We start from the raw sequence: 20,189 nt of genomic DNA on the forward strand, positions 1-20,189 counted from the left end.
TGAAAGCAAATTTAAAAAGAAGGAAGTATCTGGAGCTCACCTTAAATGAAATGAAAAGATACCGGGTATTATATGTCATGATGACTCCTTTCCTTATATTTTTTCTAATTTTTTCAGTTTACCCGGTGCTGCAGGCGATCTTCTACAGCTTTACTAATTATAATGTATTGGAAAAAGCTGATTTTATAGGTTTAGCCAATTACAGCAAGCTGTTTTTAAAAGACACGATTTTTATTAAAGCAATTCAAAATACATTTATTATTGCTGTGTTTGTCGGCCCCTTAGGATATATCCTTTCCTTTTTATTGGCGTGGATGATCAATGAATTGCCTCATTGGCTGGGCACTATTTTGACAGTTGTTTTCTATGCACCTTCCATGGCAGGTAATGTGGTTATCATCTTTGGATTGATCTTTTCCAATGATGCCAACGGTTATTTAAATGGTATTTTGCTGAAATTGGGAATTATTGATGAGGCAGTCCTTTGGCTGTCAGAATCAGCTACTATACTGCCAATTGTTATTATTGTTTCCCTGTGGATGAGTTTAGGAGTGGGGTTTCTCTCCTTTGTAGCCGGTATTAAAGGTGTTGATGAAGCTCAATATGAAGCGGCTGCCATCGATGGCATCAGAAACAGGTGGCAGGAGTTATGGTTTATTACCCTGCCCAATATGAAGCCCCAGCTGCTGTTTGGTGCGGTTATGTCCATTACGGGTGCATTATCTGTCGGAGGTACAGCCGACAGCCTGGTAGGTTTCCCTAGTCCCAATTATGCGTCTCATACGATTGTTAATCATTTGAATGACTATGGTCTGATCAGATTAGAAATGGGCCGTGCCAGTGCCATAGCGGTAATACTCTTTTTTCTGATGATTTTATGTAATCTTTTAATTCAAAAGCTGCTGCATAAGGTTGGTACATGAGGAAAGCCAAACAAATAGGAATTAATTTATCAGACGAGGAGATGCAGTATGAAAATTCGTTTTAAACGAAATCCAGATATAAAAGGTGCGGCAAGAAAAAGTTCCAGGAGCTTTGGAGGAGACCTGTTTTTGATTTGTTTTCTTTTTATCATAGGCTTCTTATTTTTCTTTCCGGTTTTGTATATGCTAAATCAGGCTCTGAAGCCATTAAATGAGATGTATATGTTTCCTCCCAAATTATTTGTTCAAAATCCAACGGTAAATAATTTTTCGGATTTAATACGGATTTTAGCAAATACCCTGGTACCTTTTGAGCGATATTTATTTAATTCCTTATTCACGGTGGTGATTGGATCCTTAGGGCATATCATTGTGGCTTCCCTGTGCGCTTATCCATTAGCGAAATATCGTTTTCCGGGATCAAAATTAATCTCAAATTTAATTGTGTACTCCCTGATGTTTAACACCACAGTAACCATGGTGCCAAACTTTATCACCATCTCCAAAATAGGGTTAATCGATACCTATGGAGCAATTATTTTTCCGACCTTTGCTTCTACCCTGGGATTATATCTGATGAAAAACTTTATGGAACAAATACCGGACAGTTTAATTGAGGCGGCGAGGATTGACGGCGCCGGACAATTCAGGATACATAGAATGATTATTCTGCCATTGATTAAGCCGGCATGGATCACTGCTTTTATCTTAATCTTCCAAACCTTATGGGTGAATACAGGAGACAAGTATATCTACAAAGAAACCTTGAAGAGCGTTGGGTATATGCTTACACAGTTATCCAGTGTAAGCAACCTGAGTGTAGCCAGAAGCGGTGTTTTAGCAGCCGCATCCGTAATTATGTTTATTATACCGGTAAGTGTATTTTTAATCATGCAGACTAAGGTACTGTCAACAATGGCTACCTCAGGAATGAAGGATTAGGGGGTGCGGGAGTGAAATTACGAAAATCAAGGAAACCAATACATAAAATCCTGGGGCTGCTTATTCTGTTTCTCATGGCTGGAAGTATAAATAGTGAAAAGGCGGCTGCCGACAGCTATCAATACTCGATTTGGGATAAAGATATTCCTGTTCCGGATGCGTATCAATGGGAGAGAAGTATTCGGGCCGCGGATCTGGGAATCCCGGCAATTTCCAATATATCGGATGTATTTTATACGGATGGCAGAATTTATATTGCTATGACAGGTTCCATAGTAATTACCGATGAGGAATTTAATACCGTAAGGATTTTGGATTCCTATGAACGAAGCGGTAAGGATGTGAAGGTGCAAGCGCCAAAATGTGTGTTTGTTACCAAGGAGGGTGATATTTATTTCACCGAACAAGATATGGGAGAAATCATCCACCTTAATTCGGAAGGAGATTTTATTCGGGCTTTATCAGACCCTAAAATTGCAGGCCTAGAAAACGTAAAATATGCGCCGACGAAGGTGGTGGTAGATACCAACGGAAGAATTTATGTGAAAGCGAAAAGTATCTATGAAGGCATTATAGAATTAAATCCAAATGGTACCTTCAACCGGTTTGTCGGAGCAAATAAAGTGCATCCCTCCTTCCTAGATATCTTCTATCGCATAATTGCCACAGAGGAACAGATTTCAAGAATGGCATTATGGTTACCAACGGACTATAGTGATATTGCTTTGGATAAGGATGGTTTCCTTTTAGCTACGGTAAAGGATAATACCAGTACAAATCCGGTACGCAAGCTTAATTCCAAGGGGGAGGATATACTGGAAACCTATGAGTTTATTAATCCCCCCATGGGAGACTATACCGGAAACAGAACAATATCCACCCTTACCAATATCGCTGCCGCAGAGGATGGCAGGTTTGCAGTATTAGATGCTTCCATGTCGAGAGTATTTGTTTATAGTGAGGATGGACTGTTAGCTTATATTCTGGGTGGCAGCGGAAAGAGAGAAGGAAATCTTTCCAGTCCTGTTGATGTGGTATTTATGGGCGATAGAATCATGATTGCCGATTTGGTTACTTGCTCGATTGAAGTTTTCGTGCCTACAGAGTATGGTGCGCTAATCAATGAAGGGTTAAGACAGCAAAGTGTATTCGATTATGAAAAAGCAGCAGAATATTGGTATCAAGCCTATGAGCTAAATCCATATTCCCTGGTAGTCAATATGGGGCTGGGAAAATATCAGCTTCGCGCAGGAGATTATGAAGGTGCCCTGGTAAGCTTTAAAGAAACCGGCGAAAGAAAGAATTACTCGGCTGCTTATGAAATGATCCGGGCAGAGTATTTAGAAGATCATATGTGGTCTATTCTGCTGGGAGCTGTTATTTTCTTCCTTATCATTGGAGTCATAAAGGCTATTCTCAGGAGACTCAAGAAAAAAGGAGTCCTTGAGAATAAGAAATATATCGATGCTCTTCGGAGTCTTCGCAGTACTTGCTTTCGATGGCCTGGTTATATGTTATCCCATCCCTTTAAAGCCTTTGATGATGTGAAATATGAGAATGCGGGCAGTTTGACTTTTGCTTGGGTTATTCTGGTTTTATTTGCTTTCGTGCAATTTATTAATACCAGATATACCGGATTTTTATTAAATATGGCAGATATCAATAATATTAATATACCATTGATATTAATCAGCTCTGTATTTCCTTATCTTGTATTTATCGCAGCGAATTGGGCAGTTGGGGTATTAATTGATGGAAAGGGAACTTTAATAAACATATTTAAGGTTAATATGTATGCACTATATCCCGGGATTTACATCACCCTATTTGCCATATTAGTATCCAGAGTTTCCATTTATGAAGAAATTGGGATCATTCGTTTCTTTTATGTGCTGCCCTTTGTATTCTATTTGTTCTATACCTTCATTGGGCTGATTATGGTACATCAATTTAGTTTTTCAAAGGCTCTGGTAAGTATTGTGCTTAGCTTAGTCGCTATGGTTATTATTATATTTATTGCTGTTCTATTATTAACCTTAATCAGCGGCTTCATTAATGATGTTGGTACAATAATAGATGAGTTATTATTATATGCATAAGGAGGCGGCAAATGAAAAAGTTAAGGTTATTTACAATAATAGCAGCAATATTGCTTTTTACTACGGCTTGTTCTGAGAAAGCCGCTATTAACAAATACGTTGAGAGAACACCAGGAGAGGAGGCTTCCTTAAGCGGCAATGATTTTGTGACCATTGGGGAAGGAGAGGAGATGCTCCTGATGCTAAATCCCTCCAATGGTACCATACGGTGGATGGATAAAGACTCAGAGGAATATATAGATAATAAAATATTTGACCCGGAACAAGCCAATCCCACCTTAAAGTCTGATCTAGTTGCCTATTATTACACCGGATCTGTATCACAGCCCTATACCTCTTATAGTTCCATGGATTCTTATACTTATGGTATTGAAATGGATACCATATCCTATGAATGGATTGATAACGGAATTCGTGTGGTATATGATATCGGTTCTGATAAAGTAACCTATAAGGATTTTCCTGCTTATATTTCAGAAGCAAGAATGAATGAGCTGGTACTGGGATATCTTGATGCTGCACAGCAAAAGACCGTATTAAAACAATATCGTTTAACGAAAAGCGGTGTTTATGCGAGAAAAGCCAATGAAGAAAGCCCTTTGGCCGGTATGGCAGCCCCCCAGTTATACCGTTTGTTTTATGAGACAGGTAAGTACACCTATGACGAACTGGAAAAAGATAATATAGAATATAATAAAGCGGATGAAACACCGCAAAGACAGATTATTAAGATGACAATGGATTACTTTCTGGATGGAGAGGATTTGGTTGTTCGGGTTCCAACGAAGGAAATTGCATACAGTGAAGATTTTCCTTTAAAATCCCTAGATATTTTACCATATTTTCTGTCGACAAAAGAAAAGTCAGATGGCTATTTATTCATACCGGATGGAAGCGGCGCATTAATCTATCTTGATAATAAAAAAATAAATGAATATCAATATACCTCCAGATATTTTGGCGGTGATGTATTAATTAATGCGGATTCCTATACTACAAGCAATGGATCTATGAATCTGCCAATCTATGGTATGAAGGTGGGAAATAAAGCAATTTTAGGTATCATAGAAAAGGGTGCGGAAACAGCAACCTTAAGTGCTTATGCCAATGGTGCATTTAATGGAATTCCGTACAGCAGAATCAGCTTAAATTTTGCCATTCGCGAAGATCAAACATTATCCAGCTTTTCAGGAGCTATAACAAACTATACATTGAAGAAAGCAAGTCCGGATTATTATAGTGGGGATATTCAAATTCGTTATCTGTTTTTATCGGGTGAGAAGGCGGACTATTCTTCCATGGCCAAAGCTTATTCTAATTATTTACAAAAAAACAGGGGATTAACCAAGTATGATTTCGTAAGCGACGCAAATTTTTTTGCAGAAATTCTAGGCGAAGTAGATAAAACAGAATATTTTCTGGGAATTCCGTACGAGGGGAAAGCAACTTTAACAACCTTTGATCAGGCAGAAGAGATTCTCACTCATTTATCCGGTATGGGAATTAAAAATATGATTGTGGATTATAAGGGAATTGTAAATGGCGGCTTGAATCAAAGATCTGTCAGGAAAGTAGAAATATCAGACCGTCTGGGTGGAAAAAAAGGATTACAATCATTAATTGAAACAGCTAATAGGATAGGTGCCCAAATATATCCGGACGTCCGGCTGCAAACGGCATCTACATCAAAGGGATTACCGAAAAATAAGAGAGCCTTCTTTATTAGCGGGCAGGTAGCGGAGCTTTATGATTTTGAGCCAATACAATATAGTGCCATCAAAGAAAGCGACTATCCCAGGTATATATTAAATCCCAAATATTTACCAAAGTATATTGATGGTTTTCAAAAATCCTATCAAAAACTAGGACTGACCAATATAGGATCGGATGATTTCTTAACCTTTATCTCAGGAACTTACAAAAAGGATGAAGAAATCTCAATGACCAATGCAGCACCCTATTATATGGAAGCATTGGAGAAGCTTAGCTCAAGGTACAATCTTATGCTGTCAGATCCAATGGTATCTGCATATGGAGCGGTAGATTTAATAACCGATTTGCCGATGGAAAGTAGCAAAATGAAGGTGTTTGATGCTTCTATTCCATTCGTACAATTGGTGTTGGAGGACTATATTATTTATTCCTCAGAGGTTATCAATGACAACACTTATGATGTATGGAACACAGTGATGAAAGCAATTGAAACGAAAAGTGCATTAAAGTTTCGTTTTATGTATGAGGATATTTCTATCTTAAAAGATACAGAAGCAGATCATATCTATACCGCTAAATACGAAAAATGGAAGGATACGGTTGGAGAGTATTACCAGATCTATAATGCTTTTTACCAACAAGTGAAAGATGCATCCATGATACATCACGAGATTATAAATCGTGACAATAAAATTCGTGTTGTGACTTATTCCAACGGGATAAAGGTGTATCTCAATTACAGTATGGAAGATATTGATATTGATGGACATTTAGTACCTGCCAATCGCTTTGTGGTACAGTAACGGAGGTGAATAAGTTGAAGAAAAAAGAGCGTACTACTGCAGAATCCAAATCAAATTATTTAAAAAGGGACTTTTATTCGAGCCTGCCTTATAAAAAGAAAAAAACAATATGGGGAATTATATTTCTGCTTCCGTGGGCAATTGGGGTATTATTTTTCTTTCTGGGACCATTGGTAAAAACATTTTATTATTCCTTTTTTAATATGACCTTAGGGAATGATGGATTTTCCTATCAGTTTGCCGGATTAAATAATTTTAAATACATATTTACAGTAGATCCCAATTATAACAAAATGTTAATTGAAGCTTTAGCAACGGTTGTTAAGAATGTGCCCTTTCAAATATTTGTATCTTTGTTTGTTGCCATTCTTCTTAATGGAAAGTATAAGGGAAGAGGGTTTTTCCGCGTAGTATTCTTTGTACCCATTATTTTGGCTACGGGAATTACCGATATTGAATTAACAGATATCAATGTAATGATGGATAAATCCCAAAGTTTTGTGAGTGCTGATTTTATTATCAAAATTATTACTAATAGTGGATTTCCGGCTTATATGGTAAATATGATTTTGGAATTTGTTAACTCAATCTTTGAAGTTATTACAAAAGCAGGTGTTCAAATGCTTATATTCTTAGCAGGCCTTCAAGGGATATCCCCGTCTCTGTATGAAGTGGCTCAGATAGAAGGGTGTACGAAATTTGAAAGCTTTTGTAAGATTACATTACCTATGATATCTCCCATGATTATGGTATGTATGATTTATAGTTTGGCGGATACCTTTGCCGCCGCCGATATTTCAGAGATCATTAATACAACAACCTTTACCAATGCTAAATATGGTCTGGGTGCTTCTATGAGTGCAGCTTATTTCCTTGTCAGCGTAACAGTAGTTCTACTATTATCCTATTTAGTATCAAAGGTGGTGTTTTATTATGACAACTAGAGGAGAGTTATTAATGAAGACAACTGATAAAGTACAATTTACCGGCAGATATATCCCTCTGGTGATAAAAAGAAAATGCCTTAGCATATTGGCAATTGGATTTCGCTATATACTATTGATTTGTTTGGGATTTATTATATTGACACCAATTTATACCACATTCAAAAGCGGCATAACTGCTCAGTCTGCCTTAGGAATGAAAAACACCGCCTGGATACCGCCGGCAACCTCGTTACAGTCCTTTATAACAGGGTGGATCATTCTGGATTATGATAAAGCGGTGGTTTTAAGCTTATTGAACACAGCGGTTTTAGCTTTCTTACAGACCTTATGCGCTGCGTTGGCAGCATATACCTTTGCAAGATTAAGGTTTAGGGGAAGCAATTTATTATTTGGTCTGGTTATATTTACAATTATCGTACCCTCCCAATCCATTATGCTGGCACAATATATTACCTTCCGTAATTTTGATATTTTAGGAATAGCCGAAGTAATCAAAGGAAGCTCAATGAACCTGATTGGTTCCACATCGGCCATCTATCTATTAGCTGTAACCGGCATGGGTGTTAAAGGTGGTTTGTACATCTATATATTAAGGCAGAGCTATCGTCAGCTGCCGATTTCAATTGAAGAAGCAGCTTATGTGGATGGAGCCGGGTTTTTAAAAACATTTTTTAAGATAGTTATCCCGGGAGTTTCAGCTTCATTAACAACGGTAAGTGTACTAAGCTTTGTTTGGAACTATGCTGATGTTTATTATATATCATTACTAAGTCCGAACAATTGGCATTTACCCTTGCGATTGGTGAAAATTCAAAATAATATGAGATGGGCAATCTCTGATATAGAGAAGCTCATTCCAAGTAAATATATCGTTGAGTATGAATCACCCATCGTACAAAAGGCAGTTGCTTGTGCATGTGCAATCCTGGTAATTTTGCCATTGCTTATTTTGTATGTTTTTGTACAGAAGAGATTTATACAAGGTGTGGAACGAAGCGGACTTGGCGGAGATTAATAATACAAAATACAAAACACAAATAGATTCCAGATATATTAATTGGGATACGATGGAGGTTAATATGAGTAAGATTATTGGAGCAGATTTGCCCAACATGCCCTGGCAAGACAAACCGGAAGGATATCGTCTTCCAATTTGGAGATATAGTGCAAATCCGATTATTGGAAGGGATGCGATCCCTGTATCAAACAGCGTATTTAATAGTGCGGTTGTACCTTTTGAGGATGGATTTGCAGGTGTATTTCGTTGCGACAGTTTAAGTATCAGCATGGATATTTTTGCCGGGTTTAGTAAGGACGGTATTCATTGGGATATCAATCCTGAACCTATTACATTTGTAGGGGAGGATAAGGAAATTTTAAAGAGAGAATATCGCTATGATCCTCGTGTATGTTTTATAGAAGACAGGTATTACATTACTTGGTGCAATGGATACCATGGCCCAACCATAGGGGTATCATATACCTTTGATTTTAAGACATTTATACAATTGGAAAATGCCTTTTTGCCTTATAATAGAAATGGTGTGTTATTTACAAGAAAAATTAATGGTAAATATGCGATGCTAAGCCGTCCAAGTGATACAGGTCATACACCCTTTGGTGATATATTCTACAGCCAGAGCGCTGATCTGGAATATTGGGGACATCATCGATTTGTAATGGGCACTTACAAAGGTGATTATTCTGCCTGGCAGTCCACCAAAATAGGCCCGGGTCCTTGCCCAATTGAGACAGAGGAAGGATGGCTTTTGATCTATCATGGTGTATTGCATACCTGCAATGGATTTGTATATCGTATGGGATGCGCGGTATTAGATCTGGATGAACCATGGAAGGTGAAGTATCGTTCTAAAAATTATATTTTAGCTCCAATGGAACCATATGAATTAACGGGAGATGTACCGAATGTAATGTTCCCCTGTGCAGCATTAACAGATGCTGCAACAGGCCGTATTGCAGTATATTATGGCTGTGCGGATACAGTAACAGGTTTAGCTTTTACCACTGCGGATGAACTTATAAATTGGGCAAAAAAATATCCCCTTACATAGTTACGGAAACTCAAGAAGAATAGTTAGACTTGCATAACATTTCCACAACAGGTATAATATTTACGAAAATCAATTTCATCCGTGAATATCGGTTTACCATAGAGGGGAGATTTATAGCAATGGCTTCGAAACAGAAATCGAAAAAGGCATCAGGAGCACAGAGGCGTAAAAGCACTGGGGGTAAGAATAACAGCACAAGAAATAACAGGAACAATGGGAAGGATATTAAGGAAAGCGGTGCGGTACAGGATGAAATCATTCTGATCCTTGCACTGGTAGTATCGATACTCTTATTTTTAAGCAATTTTGATTTAAGCGGCAAGGCGGGTAAAGCAGTAAGCGGATTTATCTTTGGCATGATCGGATGGGAAGCATACCTGCTGCCTTTTATTCTGTTTTTTATGACAGCTTTTCATATATCCAATCTGGGCAACCGCAGGGCGGGAAGAAAGCTTCTCAGCGCCAGTGTCTTTTTCGTTGCGCTGGCAGGAGTGATTGAGCTGACGGCCCATGAGTATAGTTCGGAGACGAAATTTGTGGAATATTATATGAATTCCATGACCGGACGGAATGGCGGCGGAATGGTGGGCGGCATTCTGGTTATGATATTCTGCAGTTTATTTGAAAAGATGGCAACCTATGTCATTCTGATTGCAGTAATGCTGATCTCGGTTATCGTCATTTCCGGGAAAGCGATTTTTACATATATCGCTAAGAACAGTAAGAATTCCCTGGCGGAGAGGAAGGAATACCAGCGGATTCGCAAGGAACAGCGGGAGGAACTGGATGCGGTTGCAAGAGCCAACGGCCAGGAAAGGAGACCTCCGAAGACCTTCCTTCTTGATACCGAGAATTTGAATGGAAAGGGCAAGAAAGGTGCCAGCGGTAAAGGGGAAGAGCAAAAATCGGAGGAGAAGGACACCGTAATACAGCTGAAAGACCGTAAACTGAAAAAAGGAATGGAGAAAGAGCTGGAGAAGCTGCCGGTCATTAATTTCCATGGCCTGTTTGAAGAGGCAGCGGAGCCGGATTCCGCGGGTGCCGCAGCAGGGGAGGATGCCCTGCCAACCTATGAGGAGGAATTGAGAAATAAATTCGGCCGGCCCGTCCCGGAAGACGCAGAAATCACGAAACAATTTGCTGGTACGGCGGATACTACACCTGTAGTAGATATAGATGCCTATAGGGAAGAACATCATAATGAGCAGGACGATAAGGCGCAAGATACGGGAATTAGTAACGCTTATTCAGAGAAAGATATGCTCAAGGAAGATAGCAGGAATTTTGATGACGAAGCTTCCCGGAATGGCAAATCACAGGCATCGGGTCATAATGGACCGGAGCAGGGAGATCTGCATCAGAAAGAAACGAGTACCATGGGAAGAAGCAATACAGGGACGGACAAAGCTTCTACTGCTGTAGATGACTTAGGGATTGACCAGCTTCCCCAGCCCAAAGAATATATTTTCCCTCCGATAAGCCTGCTCGCCGCGCCTAAAGCCAAATCGGGAAAATCAGGCGGGAATGAAGCCGGATTAAGAGAGACCGCGATGAAGCTTCAAAGTACTCTGGACAGCTTTGGAGTTCATGTAGCCATTACCAATGTAAGCTGCGGCCCTGCGGTCACCCGTTATGAGCTTCAACCGGAGCAGGGGGTCAAGGTCAGCCGTATCACAGCCCTGGCGGATGATATCAAGCTGAATCTGGCGGCAGCGGATATTCGTATTGAGGCGCCGATTCCGGGAAAGGCGGCGGTGGGTATCGAGGTTCCCAACAAGGAGAATTCCATGGTGGCCTTTCGGGAGCTGATTGAATGCAAGGAATTCACCGGACATTCTTCTGATATTGCCTTCGGAGTCGGTAAGGATATCGGAGGACAGACTGTCATTACGGATATCGCCAAGATGCCCCATCTGCTCATTGCGGGAGCTACGGGATCCGGTAAGTCCGTATGTATTAATACTTTAATTATGAGTATTCTGTATAAAGCAAAGCCCTCGGATGTACGGCTGATCATGGTGGATCCCAAGGTGGTGGAGCTAAGTGTTTATAATGGAATCCCCCATCTGCTGATACCGGTGGTGACTGACCCGAAGAAAGCATCCGCGGCGCTGAACTGGGCCGTAATGGAGATGACGGAGAGGTATAAAAAGTTTGCCGATGCGGGTGTCCGGGATCTGAAGGGCTATAATGAGAAAGCCGCCGAGGTTGCCCATCTGAATGATGAGAGCTGTCAGAAGCTGCCTCAGATTGTCATCATAATCGACGAGCTGGCCGATCTTATGATGGTCGCGCCGGGAGAGGTAGAGGATGCCATCTGCCGATTGGCTCAGATGGCAAGAGCGGCGGGTCTGCATCTGATCATTGCTACCCAGAGGCCTTCTGTTAATGTTATTACCGGATTGATTAAAGCCAATATTCCTTCCAGAATTGCCTTTGCCGTATCCTCCGCCATCGATTCCAGGACGATTCTGGATGGCAGCGGTGCGGAGAAGCTGCTGGGCAAGGGGGATATGCTGTTCTTCCCCTCCGGCTATCCCAAGCCGGTGCGTATCCAGGGAGCCTTTGTTTCCGATAAGGAAGTAAGCTCCGTGGTGGAATTTTTAAAGAAGAATAATAATGAAGCCAGCTATAGTGATGATGTTCACGATAAGATCAACAATGCCAAGCCCGGTGAGATGGCGGCGGCCGGCGGAGACGAGCGGGACGAGTATTTCGCAGAAGCAGGCAAATTCATCATTGAGAAGGACAAGGCCTCCATCGGTATGCTGCAGCGGGTGTATAAGATCGGCTTTAACCGGGCGGCCCGCATTATGGACCAGCTCTATGAGGCCGGTGTGGTAGGGGCTGAGGAGGGAACGAAGCCAAGAAAGATATTGATGACCCAGGAGGAATTTGAACAGTACCTGGAGGAATATTAAACAGAAAGTGTCGGTGTCAGGCACCATTCTGGTGCCTGACACCGAGGAGGAAATGGATACAGTTTTATTTCCTGCAATATAAATGCGGGAAAACGGGAGAAAATGATGCGGGGAATTTTGATTGTCAATGAATTTTTACAATCCGATAAGTTTCAGGATATTCATGACCGCCTCTTGTCGGCGGCGCTAAAGCATGGGATTGTTATGGAGTTAAGGACAAACGCACAGATATTAATGGATACAGCCAGAAAGTTTCCTCAAAATGAGGCGGATTTTATTCTCTTTTGGGACAAGGATGTTAAACTGGCGGCATATCTGGAGCAGTTGGGATATCCGGTATTTAACTCGGCAAAAGCCATTGAAACCTGTGATAATAAGGCTCTGACCCATCTTGTGCTGATGAGGGAAGGGATTCCGGTGCCTGACACCGTGATTGCTCCCATGACCTTTGAGAATATAGGATACACCAATTATGATTTTCTGGAGGAGGTCGAGGAGCGTCTCGGCTTTCCCATGGTGATGAAGGAATGCTTTGGTTCCTTCGGTCAGCAGGTGTACCTGGTTCATAACCGGGAGGAATGCATAGAGCGGATGAAATCCATTGCCGGGAAGCCGATTTTGTTTCAGAAGTTTCTTCAGACCAGCTTCGGCAGGGATATTCGCCTGCAGGTAGTGGGCGGTAAAGTAATTGCAGGCATGTATCGCTATTCGGAGAACGGTGATTTTCGCGCCAATCTGACCATAGGAGGGAAGATGCGGGCTTATGAACCCACGCAAAAACAGCAGGAGCTTGCTGTCCGGTGCTGTGATACGATTGGACTGGATTTTGCAGGGGTGGATATTCTCTTTGGCGAAGAGGAGGAGCCGCTGGTCTGCGAGGTGAATTCCAATGCCCATTTTAAGAATATTTATGATTGTACGGGAGTGGATGCTGCAGAAGCTATTCTGAAGCATATAAAAGAAAGTTTATGATTAAGGAACAGAATATTCTGGCGGGAGATAGTATCGATGGTAGGATGGATTATTTATTACCGGGACAGCGCGGTATATAATAAAAATTATATTCAGTTTTATCTGGAAGAGGGAAGAAGACTGGGAATAGAGATACGGCTTCTTTTGGTGGAGGAAATAGAATTTGGAATACGGGAGGGCGGATACTTTCTGACCTATAAAGGGCAGAAGCCGGAGCAGCCGGACTTTGCCATCTGCCGTGCCATCTATCCCTTGCTGAACAGGCATTTGGAGGCAATGGGAATCCGGGTGTTTAATAATTCCATGGTCTCAGAGATTTGTAATGATAAGGCCAGGACATATCAGTATCTTGCCAAAACAGGAATTAAGATGGTAGATACCTGTTTCTGCCGGAATAATCAGCTTGATGCGGTGATGAATACCGCGAAGGAGCCGGTTGTCATTAAGGCTGTGGATGGTCACGGAGGCACGCAGGTGTTTCTGTACCAGGGGGAACAAGCTTCCTCCGGTTCCGTCTGTGAGAAAAAGGAGTTTTGGGAAGGGACCTCCCCGGCATCCTTGATTCGAACAGGGATCGGGTCAAGCGATCTGGTGGTACAGCCGCTGACCGGAAGCAGGCACCAGGATCTCAGGGTATATATCCTTGGAAGAGAGATTGTAGCAGCGGTACTGCGCACTGCAAAAGAAGGCTTTAAATCAAATTTCTCGCTGGGAGGAGAAGTAAGCCTGTATTCACTGGGGCAGGAGGAAATTGCCATTGTGGATCGGATTACTTCAGAGTTTGACTTTGGGCTGGTAGGTATTGATTTTATCATCGGGGATGAGGGAGAATTGATATTTAATGAAATCGAGGATGTGGTCGGTTCCAGAATGCTTTATCAATGCTCCGATCTCAATATCGTGGAAAGATATCTGAATTTTATACGGAGTGCCTGCCTGGTATGAGGGCGGAAGCCTTTATATCAAGGTAAGAAGCTCTCTTGGTGTATCAATGAGATAATCGGCGCCTTCGCTTCGAAGCACCTCCCGGCAGCGGAAGCCCCAAGTGACACCGATACAGCGAATTCCCGCATTCTTTGCGGTCTGTACGTCGGTCTCAGAGTCACCCACCATAACGGTGGAGCGCAGGTCGGAGCCTAATTCCTTCACCGCCTTATAGATGCTGTCAGGAGCGGGTTTTCTCTTGATCTCGGAGGTTTCGCCGATGGCCACGGGAATCAGATTGCCGAAATAGGTTCGGGAGAGCTCCTTTACAGCAGCGTCATATTTATTGGAAACGATGGCTATTTTATAATTAAAGCGGTTCAGATCCAGCAGCAGCTCCATAATACCGTTATAGGGCCTTGTTTTATTCTGCATATTATGCTTATAGTTTTGCTTGAATGCTTCCATAATAAGAGTTATTTCCTCTTCAGTGCATTTTGCCGGGACAGACAGTCGGACTAGATTCCTGACACCATTGCCCACAAACCGTCTGACTTCCTCCATGCTTTTTAAAGCATAGCCATTAGAAGCCAGGACCTCGTTAAGACTATCCCGCAGGTCATCCAGGGTATTCAGTAAGGTTCCATCCAAATCAAAAATCACGGTGTTAAATTTCATTGGGTACATCCTTTCTATTTCATCGAAAGCAGAATATTTCAGGTTAAATTATTAATAGTATAGCGTTCCTCTATTGGAAACGCAAGCATTTTTTCATATGTAACCGGAATCGGGGCAACAGTTGAGACTGCGGCAGGGAGGAGGGCATGGTTCTCCCTGCCGCAGTCTCAACCGTTACGAGTTTATTAATATTAAGACATCGAATCATTACCATAATTAATAAATGAAAATACCAAAGGTATCTTGAATAATCCGGAATAAATAGCTACAATCATGATATGGCAAAGAGATACTTCATTCTTTAAGGCACTATAAAAGGAGAAAGGCAGGAGAAGGATTAATGAAATCAGACATTCAAATAGCACAGGAGGCACAGTTAAAGCATATCCGGGAGGTGGCGAAGAAGCTGAATATCTCCGAGGATGACCTGGAGTATTACGGAAAGTATAAAGCAAAGCTATCGGATGATCTATGGGATAGAGTGAAGGATAATCCTGACGGAAAGCTGGTGCTGGTGACAGCGATTAATCCCACTCCGGCAGGGGAAGGAAAGACGACAACGACAGTAGGGCTGGGACAGGCCCTGGGACTTCTGAAGGTACGATCCTGTATCGCGCTGAGGGAGCCTTCCCTTGGACCCTGCTTTGGTATTAAAGGCGGAGCCGCAGGCGGCGGCAATGCCCAGGTGGTTCCGATGGAGGATTTGAATTTGCATTTTACCGGTGATTTTCATGCCATTACTTCTGCCAATAATCTTCTGGCGGCAATGCTGGATAATCACATTCAGCAGGGGAATCTTCTGAGAATTGATACTAACCAGATTGTGTGGAAGCGCTGTGTTGATATGAATGACCGGGTTCTCCGCAATATTGTGGTGGGCCTTGGCAGAAAGACGGACGGCGTTGTCCGGGAGGATCATTTCATTATCACCGTTGCTTCGGAAATCATGGCAGTGCTGTGTCTTGCGGAGAATATGCAGGATTTGAAGGAGAGATTGGGAAGAATCGTTGTCGCTTACAATTATGATGGGCAGCCTGTAACAGCAAAGCAGCTGAATGCCGTCGGAGCTATGGCCGCGCTGCTTAAGGACGCCCTGAAGCCTAATTTAATTCAGACATTGGAGAATACGCCGGCAATCATTCACGGCGGGCCCTTTGCCAATATCGCTCACGGCTGCAACAGTGTGAGGGCGACCAAGACGGCATTGAAGCTGGCCGATGTGGTGGTAACGGAAGCCGGCTTCGGCGCGGATCTGGGAGCGGAGAAATTCCTGGATATCAAATGCCGGATGGCAGGATTGAAACCGGATGCGGTTGTGCTGGTGGCGACGGTCAGAGCCTTGAAATATAACGGCGGTGTGCCGAAGGCCGAGCTGGGAACGGAGAATTTGGAGGCCCTGAGAAATGGAAGCGTGAACCTGGAGAAGCATATTGAGAACCTGCAGAAATTCGGTGTTCCGGTGGTGGTGAGCCTGAACCGTTTTGTATCGGATACAGAGGCTGAGCTTCAATATATACGGGAATTCTGTGAACAAAGGAATTGTGAATTCTCCTTATGCGAGGTATGGGAGAAGGGCGGAGAAGGCGGAGTGGATCTGGCGAAGAGGGTTCTTGCCACCATGGAAGCAAAACCCAGTAATTACAAACCCCTGTATGATGTGAGCTTACCCATTAAAGAGAAGATTGATACTATTGCAAAAGAAATCTATGGCGCGAATGGAGTTACCTATGATCCTGCCGCGGAGAGTGCGATCAAAATGATTGAGTCCCTGGGCTATAAGGAATTGCCGGTCTGCATGGCGAAGAACCAGTATTCCTTATCCGATGATGCTACCAGGCTTGGGAGACCGGAAGGCTTCCATATTAATATCAGGGAGGTCTATGTATCTGCCGGAGCGGGCTTCGTGGTAGCCATTACCGGTACGGTGATGACAATGCCGGGATTGCCGAAGGTTCCTGCGGCGGAGGGAATCGATGTGGATGAGAAGGGCATGATTACCGGATTGTTTTAACCAGATTACATTTTTTATTCGATAAGAAGAGCATGTTGCAAAAACAAAATTTACGATTTGATTTTATAACCAATGTTAATAGGTTAAGCAGTGGTTCTAATTGATACCAGAGTAGCACATATATTTCAATGTGCTACTCTCTTTTTTTGTAATAATAGCTTTATAAGAGAAAGATCTAATAGCATATATGTGCCAAATTAAGATTTCTGACCAGTAATATCATTAAGTTATAGCTGAATGCAAATAAAGACATTAGACTGCTATTGATTAAAGTTGTGATTTTTGATAAATTACCACGAGTTGTATATAATATTTTGATTTTATTAATAAAATACAGGTGTATAAACCGAATTAAAATAAATTTATGACAAAAAACATATTATTTATGGATGGTTTAATCAGACAAAAAGGAATATTTAACAAAATAAAACAGTATGGTATACTGATAATGCGAACATAGAAAAGGAAAACGGCTTAGAAAGCAAATATATGAAGAAGGGAATGAGTCCATTGAACAAATTCAATCAACATTAAAGTCCATTTTGTTATTCTAAAAAATAGTTGGAGGTATGTGTATGAAAAAGAAGCTTTGTGTTTTTTTTATTTTACTTGCAGTGACGACATGCAACACCTCAACTTTTATAGCACTTGCGAATAATACTCCAATCGACTCAGAGGCAGCAGGGGATGTTCAAATTATAGATGAAATTTATTTGTCTCCGGCCAAGGTAATTATAATACCCGATGAGAAAACATTATGTGTAAAGGCAACACCGATGGAAATAACTCCGACAGCCGATGGTTACAGTTACGCACTCACCAACATTAATAGAATTACATATAATGATTTTTATCCATTAACAAACTATGGGGCAGGGCCTGCTACTATTACATTTACCGGTGGATCAAATTTTACAGTATCTGGTGGTCTAAGTGTTGCCGTAGGATTTAGTGAGATAGTAACGGCTACTGTTGGATTTAATGCCAGCGCATCATATACAGTCTCTGCGACTGAAGGATATTCCGCTAATATACCAACGGGGTATAAAGGTAGAATTGTGATGAGATATTATCAACAGTATGTATCATTTAATCAAGTAACCATGTACCTAAATATGATGGTTTCGACTACGCCAGGCTATGTTTGGGGGGCGCCCTATGATCCTTACTATACATTACAATTAATTTCTTTATAAGATGAGTTATTCGAATATACCAATAGCTTTAATTTAAAGCTATTGGTATATTCTTGAAGGTTAATCGATTAATAAGTTTTCTATTTGTATGCAATATGGGCTTCGTAACCAACTATTATTTTTATAGTGGATTATGAATAGATACATTGCTAGTTTGATAAGCAGTATGGAGGTAGTTATGAAAAAAAGATTAGCATTGTTATGTTTATTTTTTTTGATATTTTGTGTTTTTTCAGCCTGTGAGAAGAAAGAGGTTAATCACCAGGATATTGATCATATCGCTAAAATCGATTCAGATGATAACACTCCGTTCGATGAGGAAAAGAAGGGGGAGATTTTCAACGAAGACAGTATCTATAATCTTAAAGAGGATGAAATTCCTCAATATTTAAAGCTTGATGATACAATTGTTTCAATTTTGTATAACACGAATGGGAACTCTAAAATTAATCGTACATTGAGTATCTTTGGTAAAGTACTGACCTCAGATAAGTCTGATAAAATAAAGGATGCATTAACATCTAGATTTTTAAAAATAAGCTTATTTTCAGATGAGAGAATAATATGTGAGGCAACAGATTATCATGTAAAGACATTGGATATTAATGGTTTATGTACCTTCGAATTAGTTCTTGATGTTGAGAAGCTATTATGTGATGAAGAGAATATCCGGATTAATTCGGTTAAGTTTGAACAATCAGAAAATTCTTCTTTCGTGTTAAATACAGCTTTCTATTATATTACTCAATATAATGAATTGGAAAACAATGTAAAGATAATTGACTGTCCCATATCATTTATGCAACCAATACAGGAAAATTCATCGTTTGCAGTTGCCTATACCTTTTTAACAGCCAATCCCCGTTTTAATGACAGCTATGATATTAACATTGAACTACCAAAAGGATTAGAAGATTACTTAGAAATAAAATCAGTTGAATATTATGAAGATAATAAAATGAAGGAGGATGTAAATGAAATTCTCAAATATGACATGACATTACAGCAAAAAAAAGATTTAAAAGTATTTACAATAAATGTTGTTTTTTATAAAAAATCATTTCATTCCCCCATGTATCTTCAACCAGTAATAAATTTAAATATCATTGGAGACTATCAAAAAATCGGACCATATGTGCCAATGATAGTATGATTTTTCGTTATTTTCTGGAGCATATATCCTCCTTCCAATCTATTTATACAGTATTATATAATAGTAAGAATAAATCCGGATAAGCTGTCGTATGATTATAGAAGAAATGCTGCGGCATATTACGGGAGGAGAGGGTATAACTATGATAGAGAAGATAGAATTCCCTTATACGAATGATATTACGGTGGTAAATCCGGAACAATTTGAAGCACATATGCGTCTGTACGACGGCTACGTCACAAACATTAATAAAATCGATGAGATATTAATGCACGGCGATGCTCAGCGAGATCAGTCCAATACCACCTTCAGCTGGTACCGGGAATTGAAGAGGGGAGAGACCTACGCTCTGGACGGTGTCATCCTTCATGAACTGTATTTTGAGAATATTGGAGGAAACACTCCGTCGCCGGATGAGGTCACAGAGGATATGCTGGTACAGGATTTCGGCAGCTTTAAAGCCTGGCAGGATGATTTTATTGCCACGGCAAAAGCCAGCAGGGGCTGGGCAGTCCTTTGCTTCGACCAGAGAAGTATGAGATTGCGCAACATCAGCCTGGATGCCCACGATCTGGGTAACATTGCATATTCGGCGCCGATTCTTGTTCTGGACATGTACGAACATGCCTATTTCCTGCAATATGCGGACAATAAGGACGCATATATTAATGCCTTTATGAAAAATATTAATTGGCCCGTAGTAGCGGGGCGGTCTAATTTTTAGGACAGAAAAGGGAGTAAGGTGCCCTGACACCGTTTTGGGGTGTCAGGCACCTTACCACTTGCTATCATAGGCTGCGGTATAGTATAATATCGAAAGGCTATTTAAAAATGT

The 20,189-nt window shown here is 41.0% G+C and carries 15 protein-coding genes; 14 read left to right on the forward strand and 1 reads right to left on the reverse strand.

Annotated features, from left to right (window positions below; all coding sequences use genetic code 11):
* The first annotated feature begins 167 nt into the window (after positions 1-167).
* The 10 genes from HNQ56_RS13055 (at position 168) to HNQ56_RS13100 (ending at position 14,337) form a co-directional block, all read left to right on the forward strand.
* Complete coding sequence (locus HNQ56_RS13055; RefSeq protein WP_429146787.1) at positions 168-923, forward strand: carbohydrate ABC transporter permease; 756 nt, start codon at positions 168-170, stop codon at positions 921-923.
* A 48-nt stretch (positions 924-971) separates the two neighbouring features.
* Positions 972-1,865 carry a carbohydrate ABC transporter permease gene (locus HNQ56_RS13060; protein ID WP_429146788.1) on the forward strand — a complete coding sequence of 298 codons (894 nt, stop codon included), beginning with the start codon at positions 972-974 and terminating at the stop codon, positions 1,863-1,865.
* An 11-nt stretch (positions 1,866-1,876) separates the two neighbouring features.
* Complete coding sequence (locus HNQ56_RS13065) at positions 1,877-3,964, forward strand: hypothetical protein (RefSeq protein ID WP_429146791.1); 2,088 nt, start codon at positions 1,877-1,879, stop codon at positions 3,962-3,964.
* A gap of 212 nt (positions 3,965-4,176) precedes the next feature.
* Positions 4,177-6,480 (forward strand): DUF5696 domain-containing protein, encoded by a 2,304-nt coding sequence (locus HNQ56_RS13070; RefSeq protein ID WP_429146793.1) that lies wholly within the window; start codon positions 4,177-4,179, stop codon positions 6,478-6,480.
* Positions 6,481-6,494: 14 nt separating this feature from the next.
* Positions 6,495-7,424, forward strand: coding sequence for a carbohydrate ABC transporter permease (locus tag HNQ56_RS13075; protein ID WP_429146795.1), 930 nt, complete (start codon positions 6,495-6,497; stop codon positions 7,422-7,424).
* Between the two features lie 13 nt (positions 7,425-7,437).
* A complete protein-coding gene (locus HNQ56_RS13080; RefSeq protein ID WP_429146797.1) occupies positions 7,438-8,442 on the forward strand; it encodes a carbohydrate ABC transporter permease in 1,005 nt (334 codons plus the stop codon).
* 64 nt (positions 8,443-8,506) lie between these two features.
* Positions 8,507-9,499: a glycoside hydrolase family 130 protein gene (locus HNQ56_RS13085; protein ID WP_429146800.1), complete on the forward strand. Its 993-nt coding sequence runs from the start codon at positions 8,507-8,509 to the stop codon at positions 9,497-9,499.
* A gap of 119 nt (positions 9,500-9,618) precedes the next feature.
* On the forward strand, positions 9,619-12,420 hold the full coding sequence (locus HNQ56_RS13090; protein WP_429146802.1) for an FtsK/SpoIIIE family DNA translocase: 2,802 nt from the start codon (positions 9,619-9,621) through the stop codon (positions 12,418-12,420).
* A gap of 105 nt (positions 12,421-12,525) precedes the next feature.
* Positions 12,526-13,392, forward strand: coding sequence for an ATP-grasp domain-containing protein (locus HNQ56_RS13095; protein WP_429146805.1), 867 nt, complete (start codon positions 12,526-12,528; stop codon positions 13,390-13,392).
* Positions 13,393-13,428: 36 nt separating this feature from the next.
* Positions 13,429-14,337 (forward strand): ATP-grasp domain-containing protein, encoded by a 909-nt coding sequence (locus HNQ56_RS13100; RefSeq protein WP_429146807.1) that lies wholly within the window; start codon positions 13,429-13,431, stop codon positions 14,335-14,337.
* Between the two features lie 12 nt (positions 14,338-14,349).
* Here the strand turns inward: HNQ56_RS13100 and HNQ56_RS13105 are convergent, their stop codons facing one another.
* Positions 14,350-14,994, reverse strand: a complete 645-nt coding sequence (locus tag HNQ56_RS13105; protein WP_429146810.1) for an HAD family hydrolase — start codon at positions 14,992-14,994, stop codon at positions 14,350-14,352.
* A 340-nt stretch (positions 14,995-15,334) separates the two neighbouring features.
* Between HNQ56_RS13105 and HNQ56_RS13110 the strand changes: the two genes are divergently transcribed.
* From HNQ56_RS13110 to HNQ56_RS13125, 4 genes are all read left to right on the forward strand, one after another.
* A complete protein-coding gene (locus tag HNQ56_RS13110) occupies positions 15,335-17,005 on the forward strand; it encodes a formate--tetrahydrofolate ligase (RefSeq protein WP_429146812.1) in 1,671 nt (556 codons plus the stop codon).
* 575 nt (positions 17,006-17,580) lie between these two features.
* On the forward strand, positions 17,581-18,201 hold the full coding sequence (locus HNQ56_RS13115; protein ID WP_429146815.1) for a hypothetical protein: 621 nt from the start codon (positions 17,581-17,583) through the stop codon (positions 18,199-18,201).
* Positions 18,202-18,379: 178 nt separating this feature from the next.
* A complete protein-coding gene (locus tag HNQ56_RS13120) occupies positions 18,380-19,354 on the forward strand; it encodes a hypothetical protein (protein ID WP_429146818.1) in 975 nt (324 codons plus the stop codon).
* Between the two features lie 142 nt (positions 19,355-19,496).
* Entirely contained in the window at positions 19,497-20,078 is a 582-nt protein-coding gene (locus HNQ56_RS13125; RefSeq protein WP_429146821.1) for a superoxide dismutase, read from the forward strand.
* Positions 20,079-20,189: the final 111 nt, after the last annotated feature.

The organism is Anaerotaenia torta (assembly GCF_050433395.1).
Lineage (GTDB): Bacteria > Bacillota > Clostridia > Lachnospirales > Lachnospiraceae > Mobilitalea > Mobilitalea torta.

What these genes read in the sequence shown, in the direction of transcription:
- HNQ56_RS13085 (WP_429146800.1), top strand. Translation starts at nt 8,507, where the DNA reads ATGAGTAAGATTATTGGAGCAGATTTGCCCAACATGCCCTGGCAAGAC.
- HNQ56_RS13110 (WP_429146812.1), top strand. Translation starts at nt 15,335, where the DNA reads ATGAAATCAGACATTCAAATAGCACAGGAGGCACAGTTAAAGCATATC.
- HNQ56_RS13080 (WP_429146797.1), top strand. Translation starts at nt 7,438, where the DNA reads ATGAAGACAACTGATAAAGTACAATTTACCGGCAGATATATCCCTCTG.
- HNQ56_RS13095 (WP_429146805.1), top strand. Translation starts at nt 12,526, where the DNA reads ATGCGGGGAATTTTGATTGTCAATGAATTTTTACAATCCGATAAGTTT.
- HNQ56_RS13105 (WP_429146810.1), bottom strand. Translation starts at nt 14,994, where the DNA reads ATGAAATTTAACACCGTGATTTTTGATTTGGATGGAACCTTACTGAAT.
- HNQ56_RS13120 (WP_429146818.1), top strand. Translation starts at nt 18,380, where the DNA reads ATGAAAAAAAGATTAGCATTGTTATGTTTATTTTTTTTGATATTTTGT.
- HNQ56_RS13100 (WP_429146807.1), top strand. Translation starts at nt 13,429, where the DNA reads ATGGTAGGATGGATTATTTATTACCGGGACAGCGCGGTATATAATAAA.
- HNQ56_RS13070 (WP_429146793.1), top strand. Translation starts at nt 4,177, where the DNA reads ATGGATAAAGACTCAGAGGAATATATAGATAATAAAATATTTGACCCG.
- HNQ56_RS13125 (WP_429146821.1), top strand. Translation starts at nt 19,497, where the DNA reads ATGATAGAGAAGATAGAATTCCCTTATACGAATGATATTACGGTGGTA.
- HNQ56_RS13060 (WP_429146788.1), top strand. Translation starts at nt 972, where the DNA reads ATGAAAATTCGTTTTAAACGAAATCCAGATATAAAAGGTGCGGCAAGA.
- HNQ56_RS13090 (WP_429146802.1), top strand. Translation starts at nt 9,619, where the DNA reads ATGGCTTCGAAACAGAAATCGAAAAAGGCATCAGGAGCACAGAGGCGT.
- HNQ56_RS13115 (WP_429146815.1), top strand. Translation starts at nt 17,581, where the DNA reads ATGAAAAAGAAGCTTTGTGTTTTTTTTATTTTACTTGCAGTGACGACA.